Source organism: Ancylobacter vacuolatus, from assembly GCF_030813595.1.
GTDB lineage: Bacteria > Pseudomonadota > Alphaproteobacteria > Rhizobiales > Xanthobacteraceae > Ancylobacter > Ancylobacter vacuolatus.
The window spans coordinates 719,294-745,873 of the sequence record NZ_JAUSUH010000001.1 but is presented as its reverse complement, the minus strand read 5'-3'; the positions used below and the strand labels follow the sequence as shown (position 1 = coordinate 745,873).

Below are 26,580 nucleotides of genomic sequence, written 5' to 3'. Positions count from 1 at the left end.
GGCCGGGATGGCGGCCGGAGCCTACTCCGCCGGCCCGGTCGCTACCGGTTTGTCGGAGGCACCCCATTCGGTCCAGGAGCCGTCATAAAGCGCGGTGGGCGGGGCGCCGATGGTCTCCAGCGCCAGCCAGAGAATGGCGGCGGTGACGCCGGAGCCGCAGCTGGTGATGACCGGCTTCGACAGGTCGATGCCGGCCGCCTCGACCGCCTTCTGGATCGCTGCCGGATCGGCGAGGCGGCCATCCTTCACCACCTCTGAAACCGGCAGATTGCGGGCGCCGGGAATGTGGCCGGGCCGGACGCCGGCACGCGGCTCCGGCGCCTCGCCACGGAAACGCTCCGCCGCGCGCGCGTCCAGCACCTGGACGCGCCGATCGGCGAGCTGGGCGGCGACATCGTCGATCGAGGCCACCCAGTCGCGGTCGAGTGTCGCGTCGAACCGGGCGGGCAGATAGGGCGCCTCGCCGGCCTCGGTCGGCCGACCCTCGGCGAGCCATTTCGGCAAGCCGCCATCGAGAATGGCGACGTCGACTGCACCGAAGGCGCGCAGCGTCCACCAGACGCGCGGCGCCGAGAACAGGCCCTGAGCATCATAGACCACGATCTTCATCTGCCGGCCGATGCCGAGCGACTCCATCGCCGCCCGGAACAATGTCTCGGTGGGCAGCATGTGCGGCAGCGGGCTCGAAATATCCGAGATGGCGTCGATGTCGAAGAACACGGCGCCGGGAATGTGGGCCTTGAGATATTCCTCACGCCCCTTCCGGCCGGTCGCCGGCATGTGCCACGAGCCATCGACGATGACGAGGTTCGGGGCGCCGAGATGGGCGGCGAGCCATTCCGTCGAGACAAGGTAGCGGCTTTCAGGCGAGGCCGTGTGATTCATAGGGCACTCCGGGTGTCGCGCGCGTTCAGGCCCAGGCCAGCCGCACGCGGCGGTTCTGCTGGCCCTTCTTCTCAATCTTCGTCACCTGCACGGCGCCGATCTCGTCGAGGCCGCGCACATGGGTGCCGCCGCAGGGCTGGAGGTCAAGCCCCTCGATCTCGACCAGGCGAACCTTGCCGGTCCCCATGGGCGGCTTGACCGCCATGGTCTTGACCAGCCCAGGATTGGCGAGAAGCTCCTCGTCGGAAATCCAGCGCTCCCGCACCTTGGCGCCGGTCGCGATCATCTCGGCGAGCCTGGCGGTGATCGCGTCCTTGTCGAGGCCGCCTTCGGGAATGTCGAAGTCGAGGCGGCTCTCCTCCTCGCCGATCGAGCCCCCGGTGACGGGAAAGGGCAGGGCGACCGAGAGCAGGTGGAGGGCGGTGTGCATCCGCATGCGCTTGTGGCGCGTGGGCCAGTCCAGCCGCAGCGTGATGGCCTCTCCCAGCTCGGGCAGCTCGCAACCGGTCACCGGGACGTGGATGACGTCGAGCTTGGACGGGCTGTAGATCGCCGTCTCGATGGTGATCTCGCAGCCATCGGCCCGTATCAGCGTGCCGCGATCACCCGGCTGGCCGCCGGCATTGGCATAGAACACCGTCCGGTCGACGACGACCCCGCCCTCGGGCGTCACCGCTGTCACGACGGCGGATGTTTCCTGGCAATAGGCGTCGTCGCGGAACAGGAGGAGGGTTGTCATTACACCAGCACGTTGGGCGCATCGACGCTGCGCTCAAGCCAGCCGGGCACGGGCAGGCCCTTCTCGCGCAGGAAGACGGGGTTGAAGAGCTTTGACTGATAGCGGGTGCCGAAGTCACACAATATGGTGACGATGGTATGGCCGGGGCCGAGTTCCTTCGCCAGCCGGATCGCGCCGGCGACATTGATGCCGGACGATCCGCCCAGGCACAGGCCCTCATGCTCAAGCAGGTCGAACACGATCTCAACCGCTTCGGCGTCGCCGATCTGATAGGCGCAGTCGATGGGGGCGCCTTCCAGATTGGCGGTGATCCGCCCCTGGCCGATGCCCTCGGTGATGGAGGAGCCCTCAGACTTCAGTTCGCCTGTTGTGTAGTAGCTGTAGAGCGCCGCGCCCATGGGGTCGGCGAGCCCGATCCGGATCGCCGGATTGCGCGCCTTCAGCGCGATGCCGGTGCCGGCGAGCGTGCCGCCGGTGCCCACGGCGCACACGAAGCCATCCACCTTGCCGTTGGTCTGCGCCCAGATTTCCGGACCCGTGGTCTCGATATGGGCGAGGCGGTTGGCGACGTTGTCGAACTGGTTGGCCCAGACAGCGCCGTTCGGCTCGGTCTCAGCCAGCGCCTCAGCGAGCCGGCCTGACACTTTCACATAGTTGTTCGGGTTGGCATAGGCGACGGCCGGCACCTCCACCAGCGTGGCGCCGGCGAGGCGGAGCATGTCCTTCTTTTCCTGGCTCTGCGTCTCGGGAATGACGATCACCGAGCGGAAGCCGAGCGCGTTGCCCACCAGCGCGAGGCCGATGCCGGTATTGCCGGCCGTGCCCTCGACGATGACGCCGCCGGGACGCAGTGCGCCGCGCGCTACCGCGTCCTGGATGATGAACAGGGCGGCGCGGTCCTTCACCGACTGGCCGGGGTTGAGGAACTCCGCCTTGCCGAGAATCGTACAGCCGGTGGCCTGCGAGGCGCGCTGGAGCTTGATGAGCGGCGTGTTGCCGATCGCCTCGACGAGACCGTTGCGGATATCCATGGATCTGATTTCTTTTGCCGTGTGCCGGGGGCCCCGAAATTAGTGATCCCGCTCCCCCTCGGCAACCGGCAGGACGGCGCTATTGGACGCGAATGCGCTGAAATCGGTCGAGAGCCCGCTGGCGAGCCCACGCGTGGTCGACGATCGGGCGCGGATAGGTTTCGCCGAGAACCACGCCGGCCTGCAAAAGCACAGCGGGTGGCGCCTCCCAGGGTTTGTGGAGAATGCTGGACGGCAGCCCCGCCAGTTCCGGCACGAAGTGCCTGACGTAATGGCCATCGGGATCGAACTTCTCGCCCTGCGCAACGGGATTGAAGACACGGAAATACGGGGCGGCGTCGGCGCCCGAACCGGCGACCCACTGCCAGCTCGCGGGATTATTGGCGGGGTCGGCATCCACCAGCGTGTCCCAGAACCATTCCTCCCCCCGGCGCCAGTCGGTGAGGCCATGCTTGATGAGAAAGGACGCCGCCACCATGCGGACGCGGTTATGCATCCAGCCGGTCTGCCAGAGTTGGCGCATGCCGGCGTCGACCAGAGGGTAGCCGGTCAGGCCGCGCCGCCAGGCCCGCAGCAGCGCCTCGTCATCGGCCCACTCAAAGGCGTCGAAGCGGTCGTTGAAATTGGCGCGCCCGATGTCGGGGAAGTGGAACAGCAGGTGATAGCTGAACTCGCGCCAATAGACCTCGCTGACAAACTTGGCGACGTCGCGCGGGGCGGCGCTGCCGTCAGTCTCCGCATGCCGCACCGCGACGAGCGCCCGGTGGGGCGAGATTTCGCCAAAGCGCAGATGGGGCGAGAGGCGAGACGTGGAAGTAAGGTCCGGGCGGTCGCGTTGGTCGGCATAGCCATTGAGCCCGCCATCGATGAAGGCGGCGAGAGCCTTCAGCGCGCCCTCCTCGCCGGGTGTCCAGGCTCGCCGCATTCCGTCCGCCCAATCGGGCTGGGAGGGCTCAAGTTTCCAGCCCTCCAGCCGCTCCCCCTCCGGCGGGCTGCCGAAGAGCCATGGCGAGGTGGCGCGCGCGGGCGCGCGAACGGCCTGGGTCACCGCCCGCCGAAAGAAGGGCGTGAACACGCGGAACGGTCCGCCCGACTGGGTCTCGATGGTCCACGGCTCGTGAAGGAGGTTGCCGCCGAAGCTCTCCACGGCAATTCCGCCCGTGGTCAGCGCCGACTTCACCGCCTTGTCGATGGCGATTTCGGCGGCGCCGTAGCGGCGGTTCCAGTACACGGCCTCAGCACCGATACTCCGCGCCAGGTCGGGTATCGTCTCGATCGCCCGGCCACGGCGCAGGATCAGCCTGCCACCCTTCGCTTCGATCGCCGTCGCCAGAGCGCCAAGCGAGCGGCCAAGCCACCAGCGGGCCGCGCCGCCCAGGGCGCGTATGCCATCGCTCTGCTCGTCGAGCAGGAAGACGAGAACCAGTGGCCGGCCCGCCGCCTGCGCCGCGTTGAGCGCGGGATTGTCATCAAGGCGTAGGTCGTCGCGAAACCAGACGAGGGCGGGGCAGTCGGACGGCGGGCGCATGCGGCTAATCCTGCAGAGACTGCTCCAGTACGCAGCGTCGGCGTCAAACGATCACTTCGGCCGGAGTGCGAGCATGATGCCGAAGCGCTGGCGCCGCTGCGGCGGCCGGTTCGCCCGGCGGGGCGGTGTCCACCTGAACCGTCGCCGCTTCAATAGTCCCACTGGGCGCCGATCCCGACCTCGGCGGCGCCGTTGGCGCCAGTCGCGCCCTGCAGGCGGATGTTCTTCGTCACATCCACATCGACCGTCACGCGGCTCGACCCCGCCGACGTGCCCTGGCGCACGCCGAGATAGATATTGTCGTTCAGTCGCCGGCCGATGCCGACCTGGCCGCCGGTTCCTTCCGCATCCGTGCCCAGTTCAAGGCTGTCGACGCCGAGCGAGCGGCGCACATTTTCCAGTACGCCGGCGCCGCCGGAGAACTGGGCCGCCGCCTGCGCGAGCTGCAGCGCCTGGCCGCCATTGAGCGAGCCGGCGGAGCGGCCGAAAAGCAGGCGAGAGATCACCTCGTCCTGCGGCAGGGTCGGTGTGGAGGAGAAGCTGACCACCGGGCGGGACGCCGGGCCCGACACCAGCACCCGCGCGGTGATGTCGGTGGTCGTGGTCTCGGCGATGAAATCGAGTTCCGGATCGGTGGTGCCGGTGAAGGTGATGTTGCCACGGGTGAAGGTGAGGCGGCGTCCGCCGAAATCGAAGGAGCCGCGCCGCAGCTGGAAGGCGCCGAGCGTCACCGGCGCCCGGGTCGTGCCGCTGAGCTTCAGCTCGCCGCCCAGCTGCGCCTCGATGCCGAGGCCGCGCACGAACACATTATTGCTCGGCGCCGAAAGAACCAGGTCAAGCGCGATGCCGCTGCGGGTGGGCGGGGCCGGTCCCTGCTGGCGCTGCACGGTGGGGCTCTTGCGCTTGAACTCCGCACTGGCATTCACATGGCGGACATTCAGGTCCTGCACCCCGCCGGGGAAGCGATCCGGCACGTTGATGTCGAGTGCGCGCAGAACCAGCCGGCCGGTCAGACGAGGGCCGTTCAGGAACGCGCCTTCAATGCCGAGCCGACCTTCCGCCACCAGGCGCATGAGATCGCTGTTCACCAGCGCCGCATTGACGAGATCGAGGTCAATCCGGCCGGGATAGCCGGCGGAGGGATCGAGCGCGACAGTGCCGCGCCCGCTGATGCTGCCGCCATTCGTGGTGGTGGCGCGGAAACTTGTCAGCGTGACCGAGCGATCCGTGCCGGTCAGCACGGCTTCGATATTGCCAAGCGCCACGCCGTTGACGGAGTCGTCAAAGCGCCCGCCGCTGAGCCTTGCCGTGCCACCGGCTCGCGGAGCGGCGAGTGTGCCGCGGAGCGTGGCGTCGACATTGGCGATGCCGGTGACACGCGCGCCCGTCGCGGCCAGCATGGGATTGGCGATGGCGAGGTTTATGGCGCCACGCAGGGCGAGATCGAGATCGCCGGCGCCGAGCGGCACCGAGCCGCTCAAGGTGAGCCCCTGCACATTCTGCCCGGTGATGGTGGCGCGCAGCTGCGCCCGGCCATTGCCCAGTGTGCCATTGGCGGCGATGTCGAAAGGTCCGGCGCCGGAACTCGCAAGATCGGGGCGGCTCAGGCGGGTGATGCGCAGATCAAAGGGCCCGGTGGGTGCGGAGGAGGTTCCGCCGAGGCGCGCCGTGCCCGCTAGCGTGCCCGAGAGATTCGCCTCCGGCACGGCGAGACTGACGAGAGCCAGGGGCAGGGCGCGCAGGTCGACCGTGAGATCGAGCCGTTCGCCGGCCGTGCCGGACACGGTGGCGGAGCCACCGCCGGCGGTCAGCGCCAGCCGGTCGATGGCGACCGTGCCGCCGGCAAGCGTGAAGGTGGCCGGCGCGTTCAATGCCGCGTTGAGCCCGGGACGCGCTGCGGTGAGCCGGTCAAGCCGCAGGCGCGCGCCGTCCGTCGTCGGCTCCAGCCGGCCGGCGGCGCGCAGATTTGTGCCCTGGGCGAGCGCTTCCAGCGTGAGATCGGTGCCCGTTGCAGTGCCATTGGCGCGAAGGGTGGCGGTTTCGATCGTCACGCCGGACAGAGCGACGGCGCGCAGCTCGGCGGTGCCATCGACCAGCGGTACGCCGCGCAGATCGAGCACCCTGCCATTTATATTGGCCGATCCTACGCTCTGGCTGAACGCACGGAGCCGTTCGGCGCTGGCGCGCACATCGGCATTCTGCCGGCCCTCGGCAACGGTGAGCGTGACGTCGGCGTTGAGGGCGCCGGCCATTTCGGTGAGGAACAGCGCGGCGACGTCGGCGAGGTCGCCGGCGGCGATGGTGAGCCGACCCGTGGCGAGGCCGGCCGGGTCTAGCGCCAGATCGCCGCGTGCCGTGACCGAGCCAATGGCGAGATCGAGGTCTGACAGGCGGCGGGTTCCGTCCGGCTGCGTCGCCAGGGCGGCCGAGCCTCGCGCCGGCTTGCCGCCAATGTCACCGGAGAGCGCAAAGGTGCCGGCCATGTCCTTGGTGATATCAGTCGCGGAGGCATCGACCGTCACATCGCGAAGCGGGCGACCTTCGGCCATGCCGTCCGGCACTCGCAAGGTCGCCTTGACGCCGAGCGTGTCGAGCGTTCCGTAAAAGGCGGCATTGGCCTGAAGCGCGCCGGCGAGGCGGGGGTCGATTCGCGCGAGATCGTCGAGGGCGAGCGTTGCGTTGAGGTCGGCGATGTCGGTGGCGAGCCGGCCATTGACGGTGGCCGCGATTCCATCGGTGTCGATCTTGAGATTATCGACCGAAATCGCATTGGCGCCATCCCGGGCGAGGGCGCCATCGATGCTGAGACCCTGCCCGACAAGTGCGTCGAGGCGGGCGATGCCGGTCTCGAGCCCCTGGGCGCGACCCTTCAGCACGGCGCTGGCGCGCGTCAGATCGGTCGAGGCGGAGAGTCGGGCGTCGAGCGTCGCCGTGCCGGCGAGAGGGCGGCCGGCGAGCGGCGAGAAGGCGGCGAGGTTCAGCCGGCTGACGCTAAGGTCGCCGTCAATGGCCCGCCCGTCCGCCCGGCCGGCGAAACGCGCCGTGATCGCGGACAATTCGACCGACGCCGCTTCCAACACGGCGTCTCCGCCTGTGGGCAGGGTCCCTGCCGCCGAGAACCGCCCCTGCGTGCCCAAGGCTGCCGCCACCTGCGGGTCCGCCGCCGTCAGGCCATCGGCCGTGCCCTCGATTGAAAAAGCGAGGAGGCCGGGCACAGCGGGGAGGGTCCGCAGCGTGGCGGCGAGGCTGCCGGCGCGGTAATCTAGGCCGGTAAGTTGACTCGCGGTGACCCGCGCTTCGATAGCCGGCGCGCGCAGCGCTCCCTTCAACGTTCCGGCGAGGCCAAGGCTCTGCCAGCCGACCCCAGGAGCGAGGGTGGTGAAGCGTGCGGCCTCGCCCAGTGTGGCGTCGAAGGTGATGTCGGCGATTTCCGCCGCGTCCAGCGTGCCGCTCATCGTGGCGCGGAAACCGGCAGCGCGGGCGGTGAGCGTGTCGATGACGAGCGTACGGGCCGAATCGACCGTTGCTGAGCCGGCTAACTCGCTTCGCCCCTCAAAAAGCGGCGAAATATTTGCCGGCAAAATTTGGGCGATATCGGCATCTATCGCAAAGTTCACCTTGTGCCCGTTGGCCACGGCGCGAATGCCGGCCGCGCCACTGGCCTCTGCCCGTTCGCCCACATTGACGCGCAGATGTCCGTCCCACGCTTCGAGCAGGCCGGCGCCCTTCAGCGAGGCGGAAATTTCCGGCAGCCCGTCAAAGCCGGCCGCGCGCGCCATCAGCCCGCCGGCCGGCTCGCGCGCGGCGATATCGAGGTCGAGGCGGCCGGTTTCTGGGGCATAGCCGAGCGAGCCCGTCAGTGAGCCGGGCGTGTCGAGCCGTTCAACCGCGAAGCTCACCGACACGCCCTGCGCCAGCGTGGCGAGATTGGCCGAACCGTTCAGCGACAGGCGCGCCGCATGGCCGAGCACCGGCTCGGCGAGGACGATATCCGGGATGGCGAGCGTTTCGAGCCGCACGGGGAGGGCGAACGACGTCCCGCCTTCCGTGGAGGGCGGCGTGGGGGGGAGGGCCGGCCGGCGATCGACACTGACGCGGGCGGCAGTGAGTGTCGTCACATCCACCCGCCCGGAGAGCAGCGCCAAGGGCCGCCAGTCGAGCCGCGCATCGTCAATGCGGGCGAACGGACCTTCAGCGTCGGAGAGCGCGATGCTCTCGACGCTCATGTTGAATGGGACGAAACCGCCCAGCCCGCGAATGGCGACGGTGAGCCCGGGCGAGGAGGCCAGCGACGAGGCGAAGCTAGCGAGCAGCGCCTTGCCCGGCGGGGTCTGCAGTGCGCCGAAGGCCGCAATCAACAGCACCAGCAGCGAAAGCAGCGCCATGGCGAGTATTTTGAGCGCGCGTGCCATCAGAAGGCCTGCCCCAGACTGACATAGACGCCGAAATCACCATCATCCGGCCCCGGATTGAGCGGGAAGGCGAAATCCACCCGCAGCGGGCCAATCGCCGTATAGTAACGCAGGCCCACGCCCGCCGAATATTTCATACCGTCGAAGTCCGGCCATTCGGAGGCGAAGGCCGAGCCCATGTCGAAGAACGGAACGATGCCGATCGTATCGGTAACGCGCAGCCGCGCTTCCAGCGAGGCTTCGAAGAAGCTGCGCCCGCCGATGATGATGCCTTCCTCGTTGCGAGGGCTGGCCGACTGGTACTCGTAGCCACGCAGCGAGCCGCCACCGCCGACATAGAAGCGCCGCTGCGGCGGTACGTCGTAGAGGCCGGCGCCGATGATGCTGCCAGCCGACATGCGGCCGGCCAGGATGAAGCGGTTGCGCTCATCGAAGGCGTGGTAGGTGGAGACAGACCCCTTGAACAGGGTGGGGCCGGCGCCGGCATCCCCGAGATAGGCGAAGGGTTCGACCGTGGCCGTCGCACGCCAGCCGCGCGAGGGATCGAGCTTGCTGTCGGTGTTGTCATAGGTCAGTTCGAACGGGACACCGACAATGCCGTAATCCCTTGTGCTGGTGCTGTCCTCCACCTGGGACTGTTCGAGATCGATGCTCACCTGAAGGGTCAGGTCGTCGCTGTAGCGGTGCCGAATACCGACCAGCAGCGTCACCGCCTCGCGCACATAGGCGTTCGTCACCTCCCGCAGCACCGCTGCATTGGCGACAAGGTCATCCTGCGCGGTATAAATGCCGGGCTTCACGAAGGCGGCGGCGAGCTTGTAGCCGAACGGGTCGGCAGTGGGCACGGCCTCCGACTTCTCGCCGAACCAGGAGACCTGGGCATCGAGCCGCAGCGTCTCTCCGCCGCCGAACAGGTTGCGATGGCCCCAATAGGCATTGAGGGCCGACCCGTCGGTCGACGAATAGGTGGCACTGAAGCCGACATAGCGCGGCTTGCGCGGCGACACCTCGATCGTGACCGGCAGGCTGCCATCGGCCTCCAGCTGGTCGGCCTCGCGCACGCGCACGCTGGCAATGGCCTCATACTCCAGCAGGCGTCGGCGCAGCCGGTCCAGAAGCTCTGGCGAGTACGGCGTGCCCGGCGCGATCTCGATGCGCTCCTCAATGAAGCCGGGAGTGAGAAAGTCGGCACCGACCACAGTGAAGCGCCCGAAGGTGGCGACGGGCCCCGGCGAGACGAAGAAAGTGACGTCCACCGTGTGCGACACATGGTCGGCCACGATTTCCTTGTTCTCGATTCGGGCGAAGGGATGGGCCATTCGACGCCAGTGGTCGACGATCAGGCCCTCGGCGCGGACGATGGAGGTCGCGAGCGCCGGCTCTCCGGGCACCAGCCGCAGCCGCGCCAGGGTCGGGGCATCGGCCAGGGGGCGGCGCGTTCTGGCATCCAGCAGCTCGATGCGTCCGAACTGGAACTGCGGGCCGGCTTCCACCGAAACCCGGACCGGCACGGGCCCCTGAGCGCGCGCGGCTTCCACACGCTGGAACACATCGGGGGCATCAGGCGGGCTTCCCGCGAGGCGGATGCGGATGATGCCGCCATAATAACCGGCGGCGTAGAGCGCGGCGTTGATGTCGCGCTGATCCGCCAGCGCGCGGCGCACCAGGCCTGCGGCGCCAGCGGGGGGACGTTCGCTCAATCGCTCGAGATTGGACGCGGCCTCGATCCGGTCGGTCAGCGCGCTGTCGCCACCGGTGACGTCGAGGGTCAAGGCGTAGGGCGTGGCGTCCGGGGCGGGCGGACCGGCAGACATGGGCCTCGGGCTGAACAGGTTGATCAGGGGGCCAAAGAACCCGGCATTCTCCCCCTCCTCGGCTGTCGCGTCATTTGTGCCGCCGAAGAGCTGGGCGGAGGCCGGCACAGTGAGGACAGGCAGGAGCAGCGCCACGCAAAAAGCGAGCGCAAAACAAAGGTGCCCTTTCCGCCTTCCACCCGCCAACCCGTATCCTCCCGCATCAAGGGCCCGACTGCCACCTGCCCGTTGCAGCGCCCGCCGAGCCGCGAAACTAATGCAGCGACAATGAACAGCAGCTTTCCATAGGAGAGCCTGTTCCTGATTGCCGTGCGAAACCGGGAAGCGTCAACCTTGCAGGCAGAAGAATGCAAAGTTACGTGCGCCTGGAGGGAAAAAATCTGACAAACGGCAAGGGCTTGCCGACGCGACGCCGGGGCTGGGTACCTTCCGTCGCTGGTCCTGCGCGCCCGAGGTCATCCCCTTCCACGACACGCCCACGCGCGGCCCCACCGCTCTACGGCCCAGGGGAAGCAAAGTTCCCCGCCACCGGACGAGAGTGCTTCCCAAATCCGCGCCGCGGCGGAATGGGGGGAAACGGGGCGCTCTGCCTTGCCGCAGAGCCCTCTGCGCGCCCTTTGTGCCGACGCGATGCGCCCTCAATCCAATTTCTTGCGCCGATGGGCCTTGGCGCGGCGCGGCGCGGCGCGCCAAGGCTCAGTCGCCATAGATTCTGCGCTGCTTCCCCCGAGCACCATCGCTTGCTCCGCCGCCTGCCGAAGCGCGCTGGCGGGTTGAACCGGCGCCAGACGTCACGAGGGGGCACCGGCGACAGCAGCAGCTGAGAGGGATCGACGACGCCTTATCTGGCGAGAAGCTCACGCAGTTCGGCGGCAAGCGCCTCGATCTCGGCGGCGCCCTTGGAGCCGGGATCGGTTTCAAGCAGCGTGAGCCCCCTGCCCATGCTGGCGGCGAAGCCCACGCGATTGCCGAGCCGGGTGCGCGCGGCGGGGTGGCCGAGCGCTTCGATCGCGGTTGCCATTTCCTGGGTGAGGGCGGAGCGCGACTGCGCCCGGTTGATGACCAACAGACACGAAGTGCCCTCTTTGCTGATCATCTCCAGCGTCGGCCGTGTGGCCCAGAGGTCGATCGGGGTTGGCTGCACGGGAACGGCGACGAGATCCGCCACCTCGATGGCGGGGCGCGATTCCACATCCGATTTCGGCGGGGTGTCGATCACGACGAAATTGTAGTCGCGAGCCAGGCTCCGTGCTTCACGGCGCGCTCCCCATCCCGAGGCGGTCCGGAAGGACAATTCGGTCGCGTCATCCCCCAGCGTGACCTCCCGCGCCTCAAACCATTCACCGAGGCTTCCCTGCGGATCACAGTCCAACAGAGCCACCCGGGCTTTGGCGCCCAGGATGGGCTGTAGCGAAAGGGCAACAGCAAGATGTGCGGCCAATGTCGTCTTTCCGGACCCGCCCTTCTGCTGTGCAACAGTGATAATTCTGCCACTCATCGCAAGCCACCCATTCCCGTGTCGCGTTTGAAGTGTCTCTAAAATACAACAAAGACCGAGGGGGTGTCAGTGCCCAAGGCAGATTCTTGTCTCACGCAGGAGTTGTGCGCCCGATGGGGTCGCTAGAGCGGTCATGCGCCGGCCTTGGCGCCGAGGACGACCACCTTGGCGCCCACCCCCACCCGTCCGTAAAGGTCGATGGCGTCCTGGTTGATCATCCGAATGCAGCCCGAGGACACATTGGTTCCAATCGTATCGGGCTCCAGCGTGCCGTGAATCCGGTAAAGCGTGTCCCGGCCGTTCTGCCAGAGATACATGGCCCGGGCTCCAAGGGGGTTCGACAGCCCGCCTGGAACACCCTCGCCGCTCTGCAAGCGGGTCAACTGGGCCTGAATGTCGGGGCGGCGCTGGATCATCTCCTTCGGCGGGTACCAGTCCGGCCACTCCTGCTTGGAATTGATTGTGGCATCCCCGGACCAGCCGAAACCCTCTTTGCCGACACCAACGCCATACCGGATCGCCGTCCCGCCAGGCTGGACGAGATAGAGGAAGTGGGCGCTCGGATCGATGACCACGGTGCCGGCCGGATAGCTGGACGCATAGGCCACCTCTCGCCGGAGATAGATCGGGTCAATCTGAGAAACGTCGACGCCCGCGATAGGAAATCTATCCGCTACGGGGCCGTAGATGCCCTCGGCCGCGTAGGCGGGCGCGGCGCTCATTGAGAGCTGCGGCTTAGTGGTGGAGGTGGTGCGTTTGCATCCACCCAGAGCCGTCGCCGCGCCAGCCATACAGAGCCCCAGAATCGCGCGACGATGAAGTGTGAGCATGAATCAACCCCTTGGGCGGTGTTCGCAGAATCTTAATGCAATCTTGGTAAACAAGTCCTTGCCGCGATCCTAGTGGATACGCCAAGAGGGGTGCGATTCTGGCGGAGGCGATTCGCTCGGCTCACTGCATCTGTTGTGAATATCGGCGTCGCTTCTATGAATATCGCTTCCTCCTGCGACCCTCGCGCCGAAATCAGTAGTTTGCAGTAACTTTAGGTCCGGCGTCACAGTCCGCGAAAAGGGGCCTTCGGGAGCAGCTAGGAAGGTGTAGGTTGGATCTCCTCATAAGCTAAAAAATGATGGTTTATTAAGCGGATAACGAAACGTTTTAATCAATAAGATCAATAAAGAGGCCGGCGTAAGGCATTTAAACCAACACTCAGTACAAATTCTGGAATAGAGGGTTGTTCGCCGCTGTGGTGCGTAGGTGGAGGGCCCTGGCTCTTCCTCTCCCGGGCGGGTCTCGCGGCGGGATAATGAACCGGTGCCCGCCAAGGGTGGTTTTTTTTGGCGTTTTCTGGGCAGCTGGTGGGCCTTGTCGGCACAGTGGCCCGGGCGTTCCCCGGCTATCCGGTCGCGGTCAGGGTTGTGCCTTCGGTGGACTGGGCGCGGTGGCTCATATTCACTTTCAGTGACGCTATCAAAATCGTCACTGTATGTGGTGAAGCCCTTGTACAGATTGCTCACATTTGCCGCGAACTACCGGAGCGGCTGTATGTTTTTATCATCAAAAACATTATATTATAATGCAATGGATAAAAAATCTAACGTGAAATAAGAGGTTCGTCTGGCTCGCCCAAAGAGGGGTACAGATAGGTTAACAACTCTGTGCTTATCACCGCCACTTCAACTGCGTCGGGCTTTTCGACGTCCGACCCTGGCGCTGCGTGGTCGGTGTGCAGGCGGGATGCTGCGGGATTCGAACCGCCAAATTGCGGTGGCGCGCCTCCTTATAGGCACTGAAAATTTACACTGACATAGGTATGCTCTGTTCTGCCGATCAAATCGGGGGGCTTTCTATGTCGAAATACAGCGCCTTAACGACTTTTCTTTCGAGTCGAACGCAGCCACGAATTTCTATGTCGTTTGAGGACATAGAGCGGATTGTTGGAGCGAAGCTTCCACAGTCTGCCTTCAATCACCGCGCTTGGTGGAGCAACAATCCAACCAACAGTGTCATGACCAAAGCATGGCTCGCGGCGGGCTTCCGTTCGGAGGAAGTTGACATGACGGCGCGCAAGCTGGTGTTCAGTCGGCATCTTCCGAATGCCTCGTCCGGCGGCGCGACTCGGGTGGCCCCAGCCTCGACAGGTTCGCCGCTGGCGGGTCTATTTGGAGGTCTGAAAGGCACGGTGCATATCGAGCCTGGCACCGACCTCACCCTGCCCAGCGCGGCCCCGATCTACCTCTATGACGGAGGTGAGTTGGAGGCCTCGCGGCGGGAGGCGGCGCCGCCGCAAGGGGTGTGGCATTCACGCCACACTGGCGATGAGCCAGATTCAGGTGAGGAATTTAGTCCGCAAACGGGCGGTGAATGGACGAGGGGAAACTGACATGGGTATGCCGCTTCTCCTCGATACATGCGCGGCGCTGTGGGTGGCCCAGGGCGCACCGATTTCCGATGAGGCACGGGGCACGCTGATCGAGGCGCGGCTCCGCGGGGCGCCCATTTCCATCTCACCTATGTCGGCTTGGGAGATCGGAAGGCTCGTCGAGCAGGGGCGGGTGCGTCTCGCCATGGAACCGGCCAAATGGTTCGCGGCGCTGGCTGGCCTGCCGGGCATGAGCATCGCGGCGATGACGCCGGAGACGTTAATCGCCTCCTCCTTCCTGCCCGGTGTGCCGCCGCTCGATCCGGTGGACCGGGTATTGATCGCGACGGCGCGCGACCAAGGCTATCGCTTGATGACGCGGGACCGGCTCATGCTTGACTATGCCGAGACAGGTTACCTGCAGGCTGTCGCCTGCTAGCGCGCTGGTGTCGCGCCGTCCCGGCCGCACGCGGGGACGGCGCAGCGATCCGAGGCATCAGCGGGGGCGTGGAAGCGGGCTCAGCGTATCAACCCAAGAATAGTCGAAATAGCCGTCGCGGGCGAGCGACTGCAACCGATCCGTGCGAACCAGGCCGTCCTCGATGAAGCGTTCATCAATGTGGACGCCGATGATCTCGCCGAATGTGACGTGTCGGCCGTGGGTTTTGCCCTGGCGGTCGGCGATGTCGATTGTGTCTATCCAGACACACTCGAGCGCACAGGGGGAGGCGGCGACGCGGGGCGGCTTCACCAGCCGGGAGGGTGAGCGCTCCAGTTCGGCGAGATCGAACTCGCTTTCGCCGGGGGGGATGGCCTTGGAGGTGAGGTTGACCGCCGCCATAAGCTCGCGAGTCGCCAGGTTGCAGACGAACTCACCGGTCGCCATCACGTTGCGCACCGTGTCCTTCATCCCGACGCTCGAGAACATTACGATATCGGGGCTTTCGCTGACCATGTTGAAGAAGGAGTAGGGGGCAAGGTTGGCTACGCCCTCCGGGGACAGGGTGGAAATCCACCCGATCGGGCGCGGCGCGATGATCGCCTTGAGCGGATTGTGCGGCAGGCCGTGATTGTTGCGGGCGGATTCGTAGAACATGGCTCAGTACCGGGTGATGAGATCGGCGAGGGCTGGCCGCGGCCGGTCTTCCTGCGGCCGGACTAACGTGCCGATATGGACAAATCCGATGATCCGCTCGCTTTCGGAAAGGCCCAGCGCCGCGCGCACACGCGCATCATAAGCGTACCATTCGGTGAGCCAGGTTGCGGCGTAGCCTTGGGCGTGGGCGGCGAGCAGCAGCAGAGTGCAGGCCGCGGCACCGGAGAGCGTCTGCTCCCATTCCGGAATCTTGACGTGGGGGGCCGCCTTCGAGACGACGGCAATCACCAGCGGGGCGCGGGTGAGGCGTCCCTGTTCGAGGGCGACGCGCTCAGGCTCGGCCTGGGGATTGTCGGTAAGAAAGACGGCGGCGATGGCATCGCCCGCCCGGCCGCGTGCCTCGCCCTGGAAGACGATGAAGCGCCAGGGGGCGAGCTTGCCGTGATCGGGCACACGTGAGGCGATCGCCAGCATCGAGTCGATCTCTGCCTCATCCGGCCCGGGGGAGGTGAGATCAAAGACCTTCGGGCTCTTGCGAGTCCGCAGGAGTTCAAGGGCAGAGTCGGCAAGTGTCATGGCGTGTTTCCAGTGGTGGGCACGGGGCGAAGGGCGAGCCGGCCCCAGGCGTCGGGGCTGCCGATAGGTGGGGTCCAAGGAGTCGGTTCAGCCGCGCCATCGGGTGGGGCGGTTGCGACAGGATGTGGATGGGCGCGATTGCAGGGGGTGATCCATCCGCATGGCGTCGGTCCTCGGGCGAGATGAAGCAAGGGAGCAGCATCGGCCCCTTCGCGCAAGTTGGGCGGGATGCAGCTCTCGTCCCCACCCTTGGGGCATGCCCGGTCGAGCCGCGTGCCGTGATGGCAGGCGCGGATCTCCGCGAGCCGGTGTCGGAAGGCGACTGACGGCGTGCACCGAGAGTCGGGTTCATCGGCTGGGCTGTGAACACTCGGGCAGCGCTCACGCGCGGCGGGAGCACCGGCGATGGGAGCGCAGATGCGGCCGTGGGGGGGCGCTCTCGGTACAGGCGAGACCTCCGCCATGGCGATGTGCCGGACGTTCGGCTCGATGGAGGATGCGTGGGTGCCGTCAATGGCCGAGAGGAGGCCCTTTCGCGAGGCGGGCCCTTGCCACCGCCAGAGATCGCCGCGCGTGGGGTATTGGGCGGCGCCGAGAGGTGACTTGAATTTGCCGCTGTTTGAAGGCACCAACGGCAGTGATGTCTCAGCTTCTTCACTCTTTTCTTCGCCCGCTCATGCTCGGTGTTCGGCAGGCCTTTGCGCGTGGCCGTGCCGAAGCGAAGGCGGCGCAGCGGCGTGCGGCGATCATGCTCCTGCTGACACTGGCTTTTCCGGCAGGGGCCTTGGCGCAGGAGGCGGGATCAGCGCCGCCATTGCGCGTGGCCCAGCTCTCGCCCTTCCAGTCGCCGACCCCGACGCTCTCGCCGTTCAATCCGTCGCAGATCCAGCCTTCGCGCGCGCTGCCCTTCGTCGGCGCGCCGCCGGCTGCTGCGCCCTCCGGCAGCGCCGGGCCGGCCGCCCGCATTCCCGCGACCGGGCGGGCGGAGGGCGGCGACCCGCACACCATCCTGCCGCAGCCGCCGGCCGGAAAGGTGGCGATCGGGATGAGTGCCCGTTTCGGCGAGAAGGAGGGGCTGATCCCGCGCGGTCTCATCTGGCGCGTCTTTGCCGACCGGCCGGAAGCGTCCGGCGCCTATCCGCTGGTGGCGGAGGCGGCCGATCCCGCGCCGGTGTTCTTCCTCTCCCCCGGTGGCTATGTGGTGCATGTGGCCTACGGCCTCGCCAGCGTGGCGCGACGGATCGTGGTTGGAGAGGAATCGCGGCGCGAGCAGTTGGTCGTTCCGGCCGGCGCCGTCACGCTGCACAGCGATGTCGCCGACAAGCCGCTTCCGGCAGAGAAGGTGACCTATGACCTCTTCGAGGGCAGCTTTCTACAGGGAAGGGCGTCGAGCCGGCCCTATTATCGCGGCGCCATTCCGGGCGACCTCATCATTCTGCCAGCCGGCGATTACTACGTCGTCTCCACCTATGGCGACGGCAACGCCGTGATCCAGGCCGACCTCGCCGTGGCGCCGGGCAAAGTGACGGACGCGACGCTGCATCATCGCGCCGGCGAGGTCACGCTGCGGCTGGTGAAGGTGGCGGGCGGCGACCCGCTGCCCGAGACGCAGTGGTCGATCGGCACGCCGGGCGGCGACAGCGTGAAGGAATCGATCAATGCCGAGCCGACCTTCGTGCTGGCGGAAGGTGAGTACACGGCGGTCGCGCGCTTCGAGGGCAAGACCTATTCCAAGGTCTTCAATGTCGAGTCCGGCAAGAACGGCTCGGTCGAGGTGCGCGTCGGCGAGCAGGTGACGCCGGACGCGCTGGATACGCAGGATGGCAGCGGCGACTGACCGCCGGCCTTCTTTGTGCCTCATATGGTCAACGGTTTCTTAAGCGGCCGGCGCGCATCATCGCCTACGTGTTGAACCGGGCCGGGAGTGCGCAATGATCGTGCGGCAGTTTCTGGAATGGGCGCGGACCGCTCCGGAGGATGCGCGGGCCAAGGCCGTCGCCGCTCTCGCCCGGGCTTATGTGCGGCCGGAGCTGGGCGCCGCCGAGCGGGCGGAAATAGACGAGGCCCTGCCGGGGCTGGTGGCCGACCCTTCGCCGCTCGTGCAGTTCCAGCTGGCCTCGGTGCTCTGCCGCCACCCGCTGGTGCCCGCCGATGTCGTCCTGCAGCTGGCGCGTCTTCCGGGGCCGGCGGGTGCGCTGGTGCTAGAGCACTCGGCCGTGCTCAATGTGCGCGAACTCATTGCCTTGTGCGCCGGCGGCGATGCCGGCAAGCAGGAGGCCATTGCCCGGCGGGAAGGGCTTTCGGCGCCGCTCGCCGCCCTGCTGGCGGAAGTGGCGGATGTCGGCGCCTTGCTGGCGTTGGTGAGAAATCCGACGGCCGACGTGCCCGGCTTTGCGCTGGGGCAAATCGTGGCGCGTTTCGGCGGCGTGCCCGAACTGCGCGAGGCGCTGCTGAGCCGGCCCGATCTTCCGGCGGCGGCGCATCAGGCGCTGATCCGCATTGTGGCCGGGGCGCTCTCGGCCTTTGTCGAGGAGCGTCAATGGCTGTCGCCAGCCGAAGCGGCGCGACTGGCGCGCGAGGCCTGCGACCAGGCGACGGTGACACAGGCGTCGCCCTCGCAATTCACCCAGACCCGCGCTCTGGTTCAGGGCCTGCAGGCGAGGGGTGAGCTCACCTCGGCGCTGGTGCTGCGCTCGCTGCTGTCAGGGCAGATGCGGCTTTTCCTCGAAGCGGTCTCGGTGCTCTCGGGAATTTCCGTCGATCACGTCGCGGCGCTCGCCGCCGACCGTTCGGGGGAGGCGTTCCGCGTTCTCTATCACCGCCTGGCCTTGCCGCCCGGGGCCTTCATTGCCTTCCGCACCGCCCTCGGTGTCGTCCAGTCGGAAACCTATCTGGACGAGTTCGACGCGGAGCCGGGGCTTCGCCTGCGCATTCTGGATGACGTGCTTGCAGCGTATGAAGAAGCGGGTGAGAGCGCGCAGGGCAACCGCATCGTCGGCATGCTGCACCGCTGGCAGGGCGAGGCGCGCGAGCGGTCCGAACGGCTAACACTCGCGGCGTGAGCGCCTCTTCAGCCGAACTGTTCGGCCAGAATGCGTTCCTCGATCGAGTGATCCCGGTCGACCAGCATGGTCATTGACGAGTTTGGATCGAGCCGGGCACGGACCGCCACCACATCGCGCACCTCGAAATGATCGGCCGTGGCATTCACCGGGCGCTTCTCAAACTCCATCACGGCGATGTCGACGCGGGCGCGGTCGGGCACCAGCGCTCCGCGCCAGCGGCGCGGCCGGAAGGCAGAGATCGGCGTGACGGCCAGCAGCGGCGTGCCGATCGGCAGGATCGGCCCCTGGGCGGAGAGGTTGTAGGCCGTCGAACCGGCCGGGGTCGCCACCAGCACCCCGTCGCAGATCAGCTCTTCCATCCGCACCTTGCCGTCGATGGCGATGCGCAGCTTGGCAGCCTGGTAGGACTGGCGGATGAGGGAAACCTCGTTGATCGCCCAGGCGCGGTGCTGGCGCCCCTTGATATCGGTCGCTTCCATCATCAGCGGATGAATCACCACACGCTGCGACGCGGCGAGGCGCGCGGGGAGGTCCTCCTCGCGAAAACTGTTCATCAGAAAGCCGACCGACCCGCGATTCATGCCGTAGATCGGTGTTCCGCTGTCGCGGCAGCGGTGCAGCGTCTGCAGCATGAAGCCATCGCCGCCGAGGGCGACGATGACATCGGCGTCCTCCAGAGCGACCGTGCCATAGCGTGCGAGCAGGCGCGCCTGGGCTTGCAGGGCGTCCGGTGCTTCGCTGGCAACGAAGGCGATTCGGCTAAAGGCCGCTGCCGGTTCGGTCTCGGCGCTGCCTGGAGCGGAGGGGCGGGCGACTTCGTTCATGCGGACAACCCGGTGCGGGGTGAAGTGGCAAGGCCCGTTACGACGATGGCACGGTCGTGGTCTATCCCGCCGGACCGGGCGCCGTCGAGCCGCGCGCGGCTCAGTCTTCGGCGTCGCGCAGATAGGGTTCCACCGGCCCGACCAGCTTCACCGTCATCGGGTTGCCGGCGCGGTCCTTCGCCTTGCCGACCGAGACACGGATCCAGCCCTCGCTGACGCAATACTCCTCGACATTGGTTTTCTCCGCGCCCTTGAAGCGGATGCCGATGCCGCGCTCCAGAAGCTCCGCATTGTGAAACGGGCTGCTCGGGTCGCTCGACAGGCGGTCGGGAAGAGGTTCGGACATGGGCGGGGCCTCGGCTTATTGAGATGGTTGCGCGAGACATAGCCCCGCGCCGCCGGTTTTGCCAAGCCGCATGCCAAACGGCCGACCCCGCCGCATCGACGGGCGCGGCGATGGCTCGTCAGAGCACCGGTCGCCAGAGGGCCGGCACCACCGCATAGCCGTCACCCTGCTTGCGGATGAAGCCGGTTGCCGGGAAGGGGTAGTGATAGCCCGTGAGCTGGAGCCGCTCGGCCGCGACCATGTCGTAGATGCGCCGCCGCGTCTGCGCCGCTTTCGCGCCGTCCATGTCGTACTGCACCTGCCAGTCCGGATTCGGAGCAAAGAGGATGGGCGTGTTGGTGGTGTCGGACTGGATGAACAGCCGGTCATTGCCGGAGGCAAAGATGAAAGCCGTGTGGCCGGGCGTGTGGCCGGAGGCGTCAACGGCTGTCAGGCCCGGGGCGATCTCCTTGTCCCAGCCATAGCGGTTCACCTTGCTGTCGATATCCTTGAACACCCGCCTCACATTCTGGAAGGCGGCCTTCTGGCCTTCCGGCGCCCGGCTCATCTCACCTTCGTCCATCCAGAAGGCCCATTCGGCCTCGGGAACCAGAATCTCGGCATTGGGGAAGGCCAGCCCGCCATCGGCGGCGCGCAGGCCGTTAATGTGGTCGCCATGGAAATGCGAGATGACCACCGTCTCGATATCCCCCGGCTTGACGCCCGCCCAGGCCAGATTGGCCTGCAGCCGCCCGACCGGCGCATTGCCGGATTGCGGGCCGTTGCCCGTATCGATCAGCGTCAGCTTGCCGCCATTATTGATCAGCAGCGGGTTGAACGGGATCGACATCGTGTCCTTCGGCAGGAAGGCGAGTTCGAGCGCTGCATTGATCTCGTCGCGCGAGGCGTTGCGCACGAAACCGTCGGGGAGCGGAAAGGTCCGCATGCCGTCATTGACCGCCGTCAGTTCGGCGCTGCCGACGAGATAGCGGTAGAGACCCGGTACCTGCTGGCCCGCGCCCGCCTGGGCGGCGGCCGGGGAGGCACCGGCGGCGAACAGCGGCAATGCTGCAGGAAGCGCCGCCAGGCTGGCGGCACCGACAAGCGCATGGCGGCGGGACATGATCGTCATCGCAGGCTCCGTCATGAGAGGGGGCGACCCTTCGGGTCCGTCGCCGCACGCTAGTGATGCCGCGTGCCGGGGTCACGACCGCGCGCATCACGTTCGGGTGAGGCTAGCCGGCTCAGAACTTGTGCTTGAAGCCAAGCTCGATGCCGTTATAGGCCGGCTCGCCATCGGTCCAGTCGCGCTCGATGAAAAGCGTGATGGCGGTATGGTCGGTGGCCCAATAGCTGATCCCGGTGGCGATTTCGGGCGTGTTGTAGTCGTTTGTGGTGTCGAAGGCGTTGCGGTAGCGCAGCTTGAACGCGGTCCAGGTGAACTGCTTGGTGATCGGTATGTCGGCCGCGACGCTGAAGAAGTAGTAAGGGAAATTGCTGGGATCGTCCGACTCGATGAAGTGCTGACCGATGCCGGCCATTCCTGTCAGGGCGAAGGCGCCGAAATTGTGCGTGTAGCCGACCGATGCGTCGACATTGACCTTGTAATCGGTGGTTCGCGCCGTGTCGTAATACTTCCCATTCGCGGCAAGGATGAAATGGTTGTCGAAGGTGTGGGCGATGCCGAGGCCCCAGTCGGTACCTTTGGTATCGCTGAAATCGTCCGGCACGCGCTCGGTCGTCACATTGCCGGAAAGGGTGGTGCTGCCGGCAAGGGCCGGCGTCAGCGGCAGAAGGCAGAGAAGAAGGCAGGAAGCAGCAAGGGTGCCGGCGCGCATGAACTAACCCCAAAGGTTGTTGTTCGGAGCGTGCGCGACATCGGAGGCACCGAATTATCGGGTCCCGGCGTGTAGCCAGTAATTCGAGGTGCGTCGAAGCTATCGCGGCCTTATGTCTTCGGCTTCTTCTTCAGCACGACATAGGTTATGGCGGCGACGAGGGTCAGCGCCACGAAGATTACCCCCACGACGTTGATCACCGGCGAGAGCCCGAAGCGCAGCCGCGAGGCGATCTCGGTGACAAGCGTCCACTCGCCTCCGATGGCGAACACCGTGGTGTTGTAATTCTCGAACGATTGCAGGAATGCGACGACGGCGGCGGTAAAGCAGGTCGGCGCCAGAAAGGGCAGGGTGATGCGCCGGAACACCAGCAGATGGCTGGCGCCGAGATCGAGCGCCGCTTCCTCCAGCGTGCGGTCCTGACGCTGTAGCCGCGCGAGGAAGAGCAGCATGGCGTAGGAGGCGATGAAGCTTGACTGCGCCATGACGGCGACGAACAGCCCGCCCGGCATGCCGAATTCGCGCCAGAAGATCAGGCTGGAAATCCCAAGAATGATGCCCGGGGTCAGAACCGGCGAGACTAGCACGGAATAGAGCATCGTACCGGATCGCTCGCCGAGGCGGGTGAGTATCAGCGCGCCCGACAGGCCGGCGGGAATCGAGACGGCGATCACCCCCAGCGCCACCAGAACCGAGTTGACCAGTCCCTGCAGCAGGCGCTGGTCATGGGCCAGGGCGACGAACCATTTCAGGGTGAAGCCGTGCCACTGCGTGACCGAAGGGTAGTCGAAGGAGTTGAACGCCGCCGCCGACATCACCGCCAAGGGCAGGAAGAGGTAGAGAACGAACAGGCCGATATAGATGTTCAGCACCAGCCGCGCGCCGGCGCTCTCCGTGGCCGTGCTCATTTCGCGATGTCCCTCAGCCCGACGCCGAACAGGCGCATCATCAGGAGGATGAAAGCGGTGCAAACCACGAGGAGCGAGACGGCATAGGCCGAGCCCATGTTCCAGTTGTTGCTCTCATAGAACTGTCGGTACACGAGCTGGCTGAACCAGTCGCCGCCCTGTCCGCGCGTCATGATCGCCGGTACGGAATAGGAGCCGGCGGAGAGCATGAAGGTCATGATGCAGCCCACCGCGATGCCCGGCTTGGCGTGCGGGATGATGACACGGCGATGGATGCGGAAAGTGGAGGCGCCGAGGTCCCGCGCCGCTTCGATCTGGTTGCGGTCCAGCGTCTCCAGCGTGTTCACCATCGGGAACACCATGAACAGCACATAGGTGTAGATCATCGCCAGGAACACAGCGGACGGGTTCTCCAGGAAGGGGATCCACTCGCGCGCGTCGAGATCGATGAACCCCATCCATTGCAGCACGCCGTTGATGACGCCGCGATAGTCCAGAATCATCAGCCAGGCATAAACCCGCAGCAGCTCGTTGATCGCATAGGGCACGATCAGCGCAACCATGAGAATGACCGCCTTGCGTGGCCCGCTGGCGAGCGCCACCACATAGGCGACGGGGTAGCAGACGACGAGCGCCAGCGCCGTCACCAACAGCGCGTAGAAGATGGTGCGGACGAAGATGTAGAAGTGCAGCCCGCTCATGCGGGTGAAATTGGCGAGGCCGTAGGTCTTCGGCGGGTTTGTCTCCTGCGCCTCCAGCGTGGCGATCTCCGCCTGCTTGTCGGCGAGGCTCTGGTCGAACGCCGCTTTCTTCGCCGGGTCGGTTTCGGCCTCGCGGTCGAGCTCGATCAGCGAGATGTCGTTATAGAGGCGGTCGATGGTGAGGGAGATATCGCCCTTCGATTCACGCCACCAGAGCGACTGTTCTACCATCGCCCCAAGGGGCACCAGGATCAGCACCAGGACCCACGCCACCGCGATGCCGGCGATCACCGAGGCGAGGGGGCGGCCATAGGCGCGGGCGAGGCTACCCATGGGCCAGCGCTCCCACCGGGTAGACCAGCGCGTCGTCAATCCCGAAGGACAGCGTCAGTTCCTCGGGCAGATCGCGGACCGAGGGGCCGTTCGGCACGGTGACGATGAGCGTCTGCCCCGCTGCGGCGCAGTGCAGATGCACCGAAGGACCTTCGAGGTTGCGCGCGGCGAGGCGGGCGGCGACCGTGTTTGTGCCGCCGGAACCAAGCCCGATACGCTCGGGGCGGACCATGAGAAGAGCTTCCTCGCCCAGCCGGATCGGGCCCTTGACCCTTCCCTCGATCCGCCCGATCGGCGTGTCGACCATGGCGACGGTATCGGCGAGGCCCGCCACGGTGCCGCGCAGCACGTTCTGCTCGCCGACAAAGGTGGCGACGAAGGGTGTGGCCGGCTCGGCATAGAGCGTGTCGGCATCCGCGACCTGCTCCAGCTTGCCGCGGCTCATCACCGCCACGCGGTCGGACATGGCGAGCGCCTCGCCCTGGTCGTGGGTGATGTAGATAAAGGTGATGCCGACCCGCTTCTGGATGGCACGCAGTTCCGAGCGCATGTGCTGGCGCAGCTTGAGATCCAGCGCCGAGAGCGGCTCGTCGAGCAGCAGCACGGCCGGCTCCACCGCCAGCGCCCGGGCGATGGCGACGCGCTGACGCTGGCCGCCGGAGAGGTCCGCCGGCTTCTTGTCGCCATAGCCACTAAGCGCCACGAGTTCGAGCAGTTCCTGCGCGCGCTTCAGCCGCTCGGCCTTGCGCATGCCGCGTGCCTCCAGCCCGAAGGCGACGTTCTCGGCCACGCTCATCAGCGGGAAAAGCGCGAGGTTCTGGAAGATCAGCGCGGTGGGCCGCTCATTGGGGCCCTTGCCAGCCATGTCCTCGCCGCCGATCAGCACCCGGCCGGCCGTCGGTTCGATAAAGCCGGAAATGGTGCGCAGCAGCGTGGTCTTGCCGCAGCCTGACGGCCCGAGGATGGAGAAGAACTCGCCGGCATGGATGGCGAGGTCGGTCGGCTGCACGGCGGTGGAATCGCCAAAGCGGATCGACACCTGGTCGAGACGCACGTCCTTGCCGCGCATGGGAGTTCCATCAGCCATGAGGTGGTCCGTCCTGGCCGGGACTGTCCGGCCGTCCACGTCCTCGGGAGCATCCACGAGAGCGGCGAGCATCCCCGGGGCACGCCCGGGGATGGGTTTTACAGGGAGAGATGGGGGGATCAGCTGTTGGTCAGCTTCTCGACATACTCGCCGCGCAGCTTGGCGTAGAAGTCGGTCTGCATCGGCCACCAGAACAGGTTGTCGATGGTGCCGGCCGGATAGGCCGCATCGAAGGCAGCCCGCGCTTCCTCGGAGAGGAACTGCTGGGCGCCGGCGGCGCAGCTGTTGTAGCCGGTGGTGTTGGCGAAGCGGGCCCCGACTTCCGGCTGATAGATGAAGTTGGCGAAGGCGTAGGCCTGCTCGACATTCTCGGCGCCGGCGGGGATGCCGAGCGTGTCGGTCCAGGCCAGGCCGCCCTCCTTCGGCATCCCGTAGCTCCACTTCTTGTCGGTGTTGCGGTGGAGCAGGATGCCGGTGGTATCCCAGGTCTGGCCGATGGTGCAGCCGGCGTCGGTGAAGGCGGCGGTCGCCTCGGTGGCGTTGTTCCAGTAGGCGCCGATATTGCCCTTATGGGCGAGGATGTACTTCAGCACGCCCTCGAAGACGCGGCGCGAATCGGCCTCGGACTTGTAGAGGTCCATGCCGCGATCCGACTTCAGCTCGCCGGTGGCATCGAGATAGAGCGCCACGCCGTTGAACACCGACTTCTGCCGGATTGCGGTCTGCTTCGGATGGTCGGCCAGCCACATGTCGCCATAGGAGATGTCGCCAGACTTCTTGCCCGGGAACTTGGTCGAATCCCAGGTGATGCCCTCGGTGCCCCAGTCGAACGGCACGAGGTAGCGCTTGCCGCGATAGGCGGCGCCGAGCTTGAGCGAGTTGCGGTAGATCGAGGGAATGATCAGGGCGGACTGGAACTTCGCCTCGTCGATCGGCTGGAGGAGGTTGTCCTTGTAGTAGTTCGGGCCGGTATCGACGGACGGGAAGATGATGTCGAAGCCCTTGCCGCCGGCGGCGCGCAGCTTGTTCTCGCACTCTTCGTTGGAGCCGTAGGTCGACAGGTTCACCTTCACGCCGGTGGCGTTGGTGAAATCGGCCAGCAGGGTGTTCTTGTCGAAATAGTCGCCCCAGGCATAGACATTGAGCGAGCCGGAACTGGCGAGCGCGTCGTGGGCGCGCAACACGGCCGGCGCGGCGATCGCGAAGGCGCCAGCCTTCATCAGGTCACGACGAGAAAAGCGGGTCATCATTACCTCCCATTGCCCCCGGAGGGCGAAACTGCGTCCGCTCTAGTTCGGGGCGATGAAGTGACGATGACACGGTAAATCCGCGCGAGAAAGCCGCTGTCGCGTCACGACAGTCACTTGTCGGAATTGTTCAGCGCTCAGAGGGCGGCGGCGTCGGGACAGGCGAGGCGGGGTCGTGAGGGTGCGACAATCTGTCATGTGCGACAAGGGTGGCTTTGCGACGCGCCTGCCTTAGTTTCTGCGCACCCGTTGATCCGGGCCCCTCTGACGCGAGCCGCCGGCGTTCGCGTGATGTCGGATCGCTTCCCGAC

Annotated in this window: 22 protein-coding genes; 4 read left to right on the top strand and 18 right to left on the bottom strand. The window is 66.4% G+C overall.

Annotation, left to right across the window (positions count from 1 at the left end):
• Nucleotides 1-21: 21 nt before the first annotated feature.
• From sseA to J2S76_RS03575, 8 genes are all read right to left on the bottom strand, one after another.
• The gene (sseA, locus tag J2S76_RS03610) at nucleotides 22-885 is read right to left on the bottom strand and encodes a 3-mercaptopyruvate sulfurtransferase (protein ID WP_307057541.1); all 864 of its coding nucleotides are present in this window, start codon (nucleotides 883-885) and stop codon (nucleotides 22-24) included.
• Between the two features lie 25 nt (nucleotides 886-910).
• Complete coding sequence (locus tag J2S76_RS03605; RefSeq protein WP_307057539.1) at nucleotides 911-1,624, bottom strand: alanyl-tRNA editing protein; 714 nt, start codon at nucleotides 1,622-1,624, stop codon at nucleotides 911-913.
• Nucleotides 1,624-2,655 (bottom strand): cysteine synthase A, encoded by a 1,032-nt coding sequence (locus J2S76_RS03600; RefSeq protein WP_307057537.1) that lies wholly within the window; start codon nucleotides 2,653-2,655, stop codon nucleotides 1,624-1,626. Before J2S76_RS03600 ends, J2S76_RS03605 begins: the two co-directional genes overlap by 1 nt.
• A 79-nt stretch (nucleotides 2,656-2,734) precedes the next feature.
• A complete protein-coding gene (locus J2S76_RS03595; RefSeq protein ID WP_307057535.1) occupies nucleotides 2,735-4,183 on the bottom strand; it encodes a cryptochrome/photolyase family protein in 1,449 nt (482 codons plus the stop codon).
• Nucleotides 4,184-4,332: 149 nt separating this feature from the next.
• Nucleotides 4,333-8,595, bottom strand: coding sequence for a translocation/assembly module TamB domain-containing protein (locus tag J2S76_RS03590; RefSeq protein ID WP_307057533.1), 4,263 nt, complete (start codon nucleotides 8,593-8,595; stop codon nucleotides 4,333-4,335).
• Nucleotides 8,595-10,409 carry an autotransporter assembly complex protein TamA gene (locus tag J2S76_RS03585; RefSeq protein WP_307057531.1) on the bottom strand — a complete coding sequence of 605 codons (1,815 nt, stop codon included), beginning with the start codon at nucleotides 10,407-10,409 and terminating at the stop codon, nucleotides 8,595-8,597. The genes J2S76_RS03590 and J2S76_RS03585 overlap by 1 nt, the downstream gene beginning before the upstream one ends.
• Before the next feature lie 841 nt (nucleotides 10,410-11,250).
• On the bottom strand, nucleotides 11,251-11,907 hold the full coding sequence (parA, locus tag J2S76_RS03580) for a ParA family partition ATPase (RefSeq protein WP_465252850.1): 657 nt from the start codon (nucleotides 11,905-11,907) through the stop codon (nucleotides 11,251-11,253).
• Nucleotides 11,908-12,038: 131 nt separating this feature from the next.
• Nucleotides 12,039-12,737 carry a L,D-transpeptidase gene (locus J2S76_RS03575; RefSeq protein ID WP_370874684.1) on the bottom strand — a complete coding sequence of 233 codons (699 nt, stop codon included), beginning with the start codon at nucleotides 12,735-12,737 and terminating at the stop codon, nucleotides 12,039-12,041.
• A 1,019-nt stretch (nucleotides 12,738-13,756) separates the two neighbouring features.
• On the opposite strand from J2S76_RS03575, the gene J2S76_RS03570 reads away from it, so the two are divergent.
• On the top strand, nucleotides 13,757-14,290 hold the full coding sequence (locus tag J2S76_RS03570) for a DUF7662 domain-containing protein (protein ID WP_307057529.1): 534 nt from the start codon (nucleotides 13,757-13,759) through the stop codon (nucleotides 14,288-14,290).
• Between the two features lie 7 nt (nucleotides 14,291-14,297).
• Entirely contained in the window at nucleotides 14,298-14,708 is a 411-nt protein-coding gene (locus J2S76_RS03565) for a type II toxin-antitoxin system VapC family toxin (protein ID WP_307057527.1), read from the top strand.
• A 57-nt stretch (nucleotides 14,709-14,765) separates the two neighbouring features.
• On the opposite strand, the gene J2S76_RS03560 is transcribed toward J2S76_RS03565, so the two are convergent.
• Nucleotides 14,766-15,365: a flavin reductase family protein gene (locus tag J2S76_RS03560; protein ID WP_307057525.1), complete on the bottom strand. Its 600-nt coding sequence runs from the start codon at nucleotides 15,363-15,365 to the stop codon at nucleotides 14,766-14,768.
• 3 nt (nucleotides 15,366-15,368) lie between these two features.
• A complete protein-coding gene (locus J2S76_RS03555) occupies nucleotides 15,369-15,941 on the bottom strand; it encodes a nitroreductase family protein (protein WP_307057524.1) in 573 nt (190 codons plus the stop codon).
• Between the two features lie 748 nt (nucleotides 15,942-16,689).
• Here J2S76_RS03555 and J2S76_RS03550 point away from each other — a divergent pair.
• Nucleotides 16,690-17,778 carry an RgsD C-terminal domain-containing protein gene (locus tag J2S76_RS03550; protein WP_307057522.1) on the top strand — a complete coding sequence of 363 codons (1,089 nt, stop codon included), beginning with the start codon at nucleotides 16,690-16,692 and terminating at the stop codon, nucleotides 17,776-17,778.
• 94 nt (nucleotides 17,779-17,872) lie between these two features.
• A complete protein-coding gene (locus J2S76_RS03545; protein ID WP_307057520.1) occupies nucleotides 17,873-19,003 on the top strand; it encodes a DUF2336 domain-containing protein in 1,131 nt (376 codons plus the stop codon).
• Between the two features lie 8 nt (nucleotides 19,004-19,011).
• Here J2S76_RS03545 and J2S76_RS03540 read toward each other — a convergent pair whose 3' ends face one another.
• The 8 genes from J2S76_RS03540 to J2S76_RS03505 form a co-directional block, all read right to left on the bottom strand.
• On the bottom strand, nucleotides 19,012-19,830 hold the full coding sequence (locus J2S76_RS03540) for an NAD kinase (protein WP_307057518.1): 819 nt from the start codon (nucleotides 19,828-19,830) through the stop codon (nucleotides 19,012-19,014).
• 100 nt (nucleotides 19,831-19,930) lie between these two features.
• Complete coding sequence (locus J2S76_RS03535; RefSeq protein ID WP_018390570.1) at nucleotides 19,931-20,176, bottom strand: DUF3297 family protein; 246 nt, start codon at nucleotides 20,174-20,176, stop codon at nucleotides 19,931-19,933.
• A gap of 118 nt (nucleotides 20,177-20,294) precedes the next feature.
• Nucleotides 20,295-21,287: an MBL fold metallo-hydrolase gene (locus J2S76_RS03530; RefSeq protein ID WP_307057515.1), complete on the bottom strand. Its 993-nt coding sequence runs from the start codon at nucleotides 21,285-21,287 to the stop codon at nucleotides 20,295-20,297.
• A gap of 112 nt (nucleotides 21,288-21,399) precedes the next feature.
• Nucleotides 21,400-21,993 carry a hypothetical protein gene (locus tag J2S76_RS03525; RefSeq protein WP_307057513.1) on the bottom strand — a complete coding sequence of 198 codons (594 nt, stop codon included), beginning with the start codon at nucleotides 21,991-21,993 and terminating at the stop codon, nucleotides 21,400-21,402.
• Nucleotides 21,994-22,103: 110 nt separating this feature from the next.
• Nucleotides 22,104-22,901, bottom strand: a complete 798-nt coding sequence (locus J2S76_RS03520; protein ID WP_307057511.1) for an ABC transporter permease — start codon at nucleotides 22,899-22,901, stop codon at nucleotides 22,104-22,106.
• Complete coding sequence (locus J2S76_RS03515; RefSeq protein ID WP_307057510.1) at nucleotides 22,898-23,935, bottom strand: ABC transporter permease; 1,038 nt, start codon at nucleotides 23,933-23,935, stop codon at nucleotides 22,898-22,900. Before J2S76_RS03515 ends, J2S76_RS03520 begins: the two co-directional genes overlap by 4 nt.
• Entirely contained in the window at nucleotides 23,928-25,004 is a 1,077-nt protein-coding gene (locus J2S76_RS03510) for an ABC transporter ATP-binding protein (RefSeq protein WP_307057740.1), read from the bottom strand. The genes J2S76_RS03515 and J2S76_RS03510 overlap by 8 nt, the downstream gene beginning before the upstream one ends.
• Before the next feature lie 137 nt (nucleotides 25,005-25,141).
• On the bottom strand, nucleotides 25,142-26,269 hold the full coding sequence (locus J2S76_RS03505; protein ID WP_307057508.1) for an extracellular solute-binding protein: 1,128 nt from the start codon (nucleotides 26,267-26,269) through the stop codon (nucleotides 25,142-25,144).
• Nucleotides 26,270-26,580: the final 311 nt, after the last annotated feature.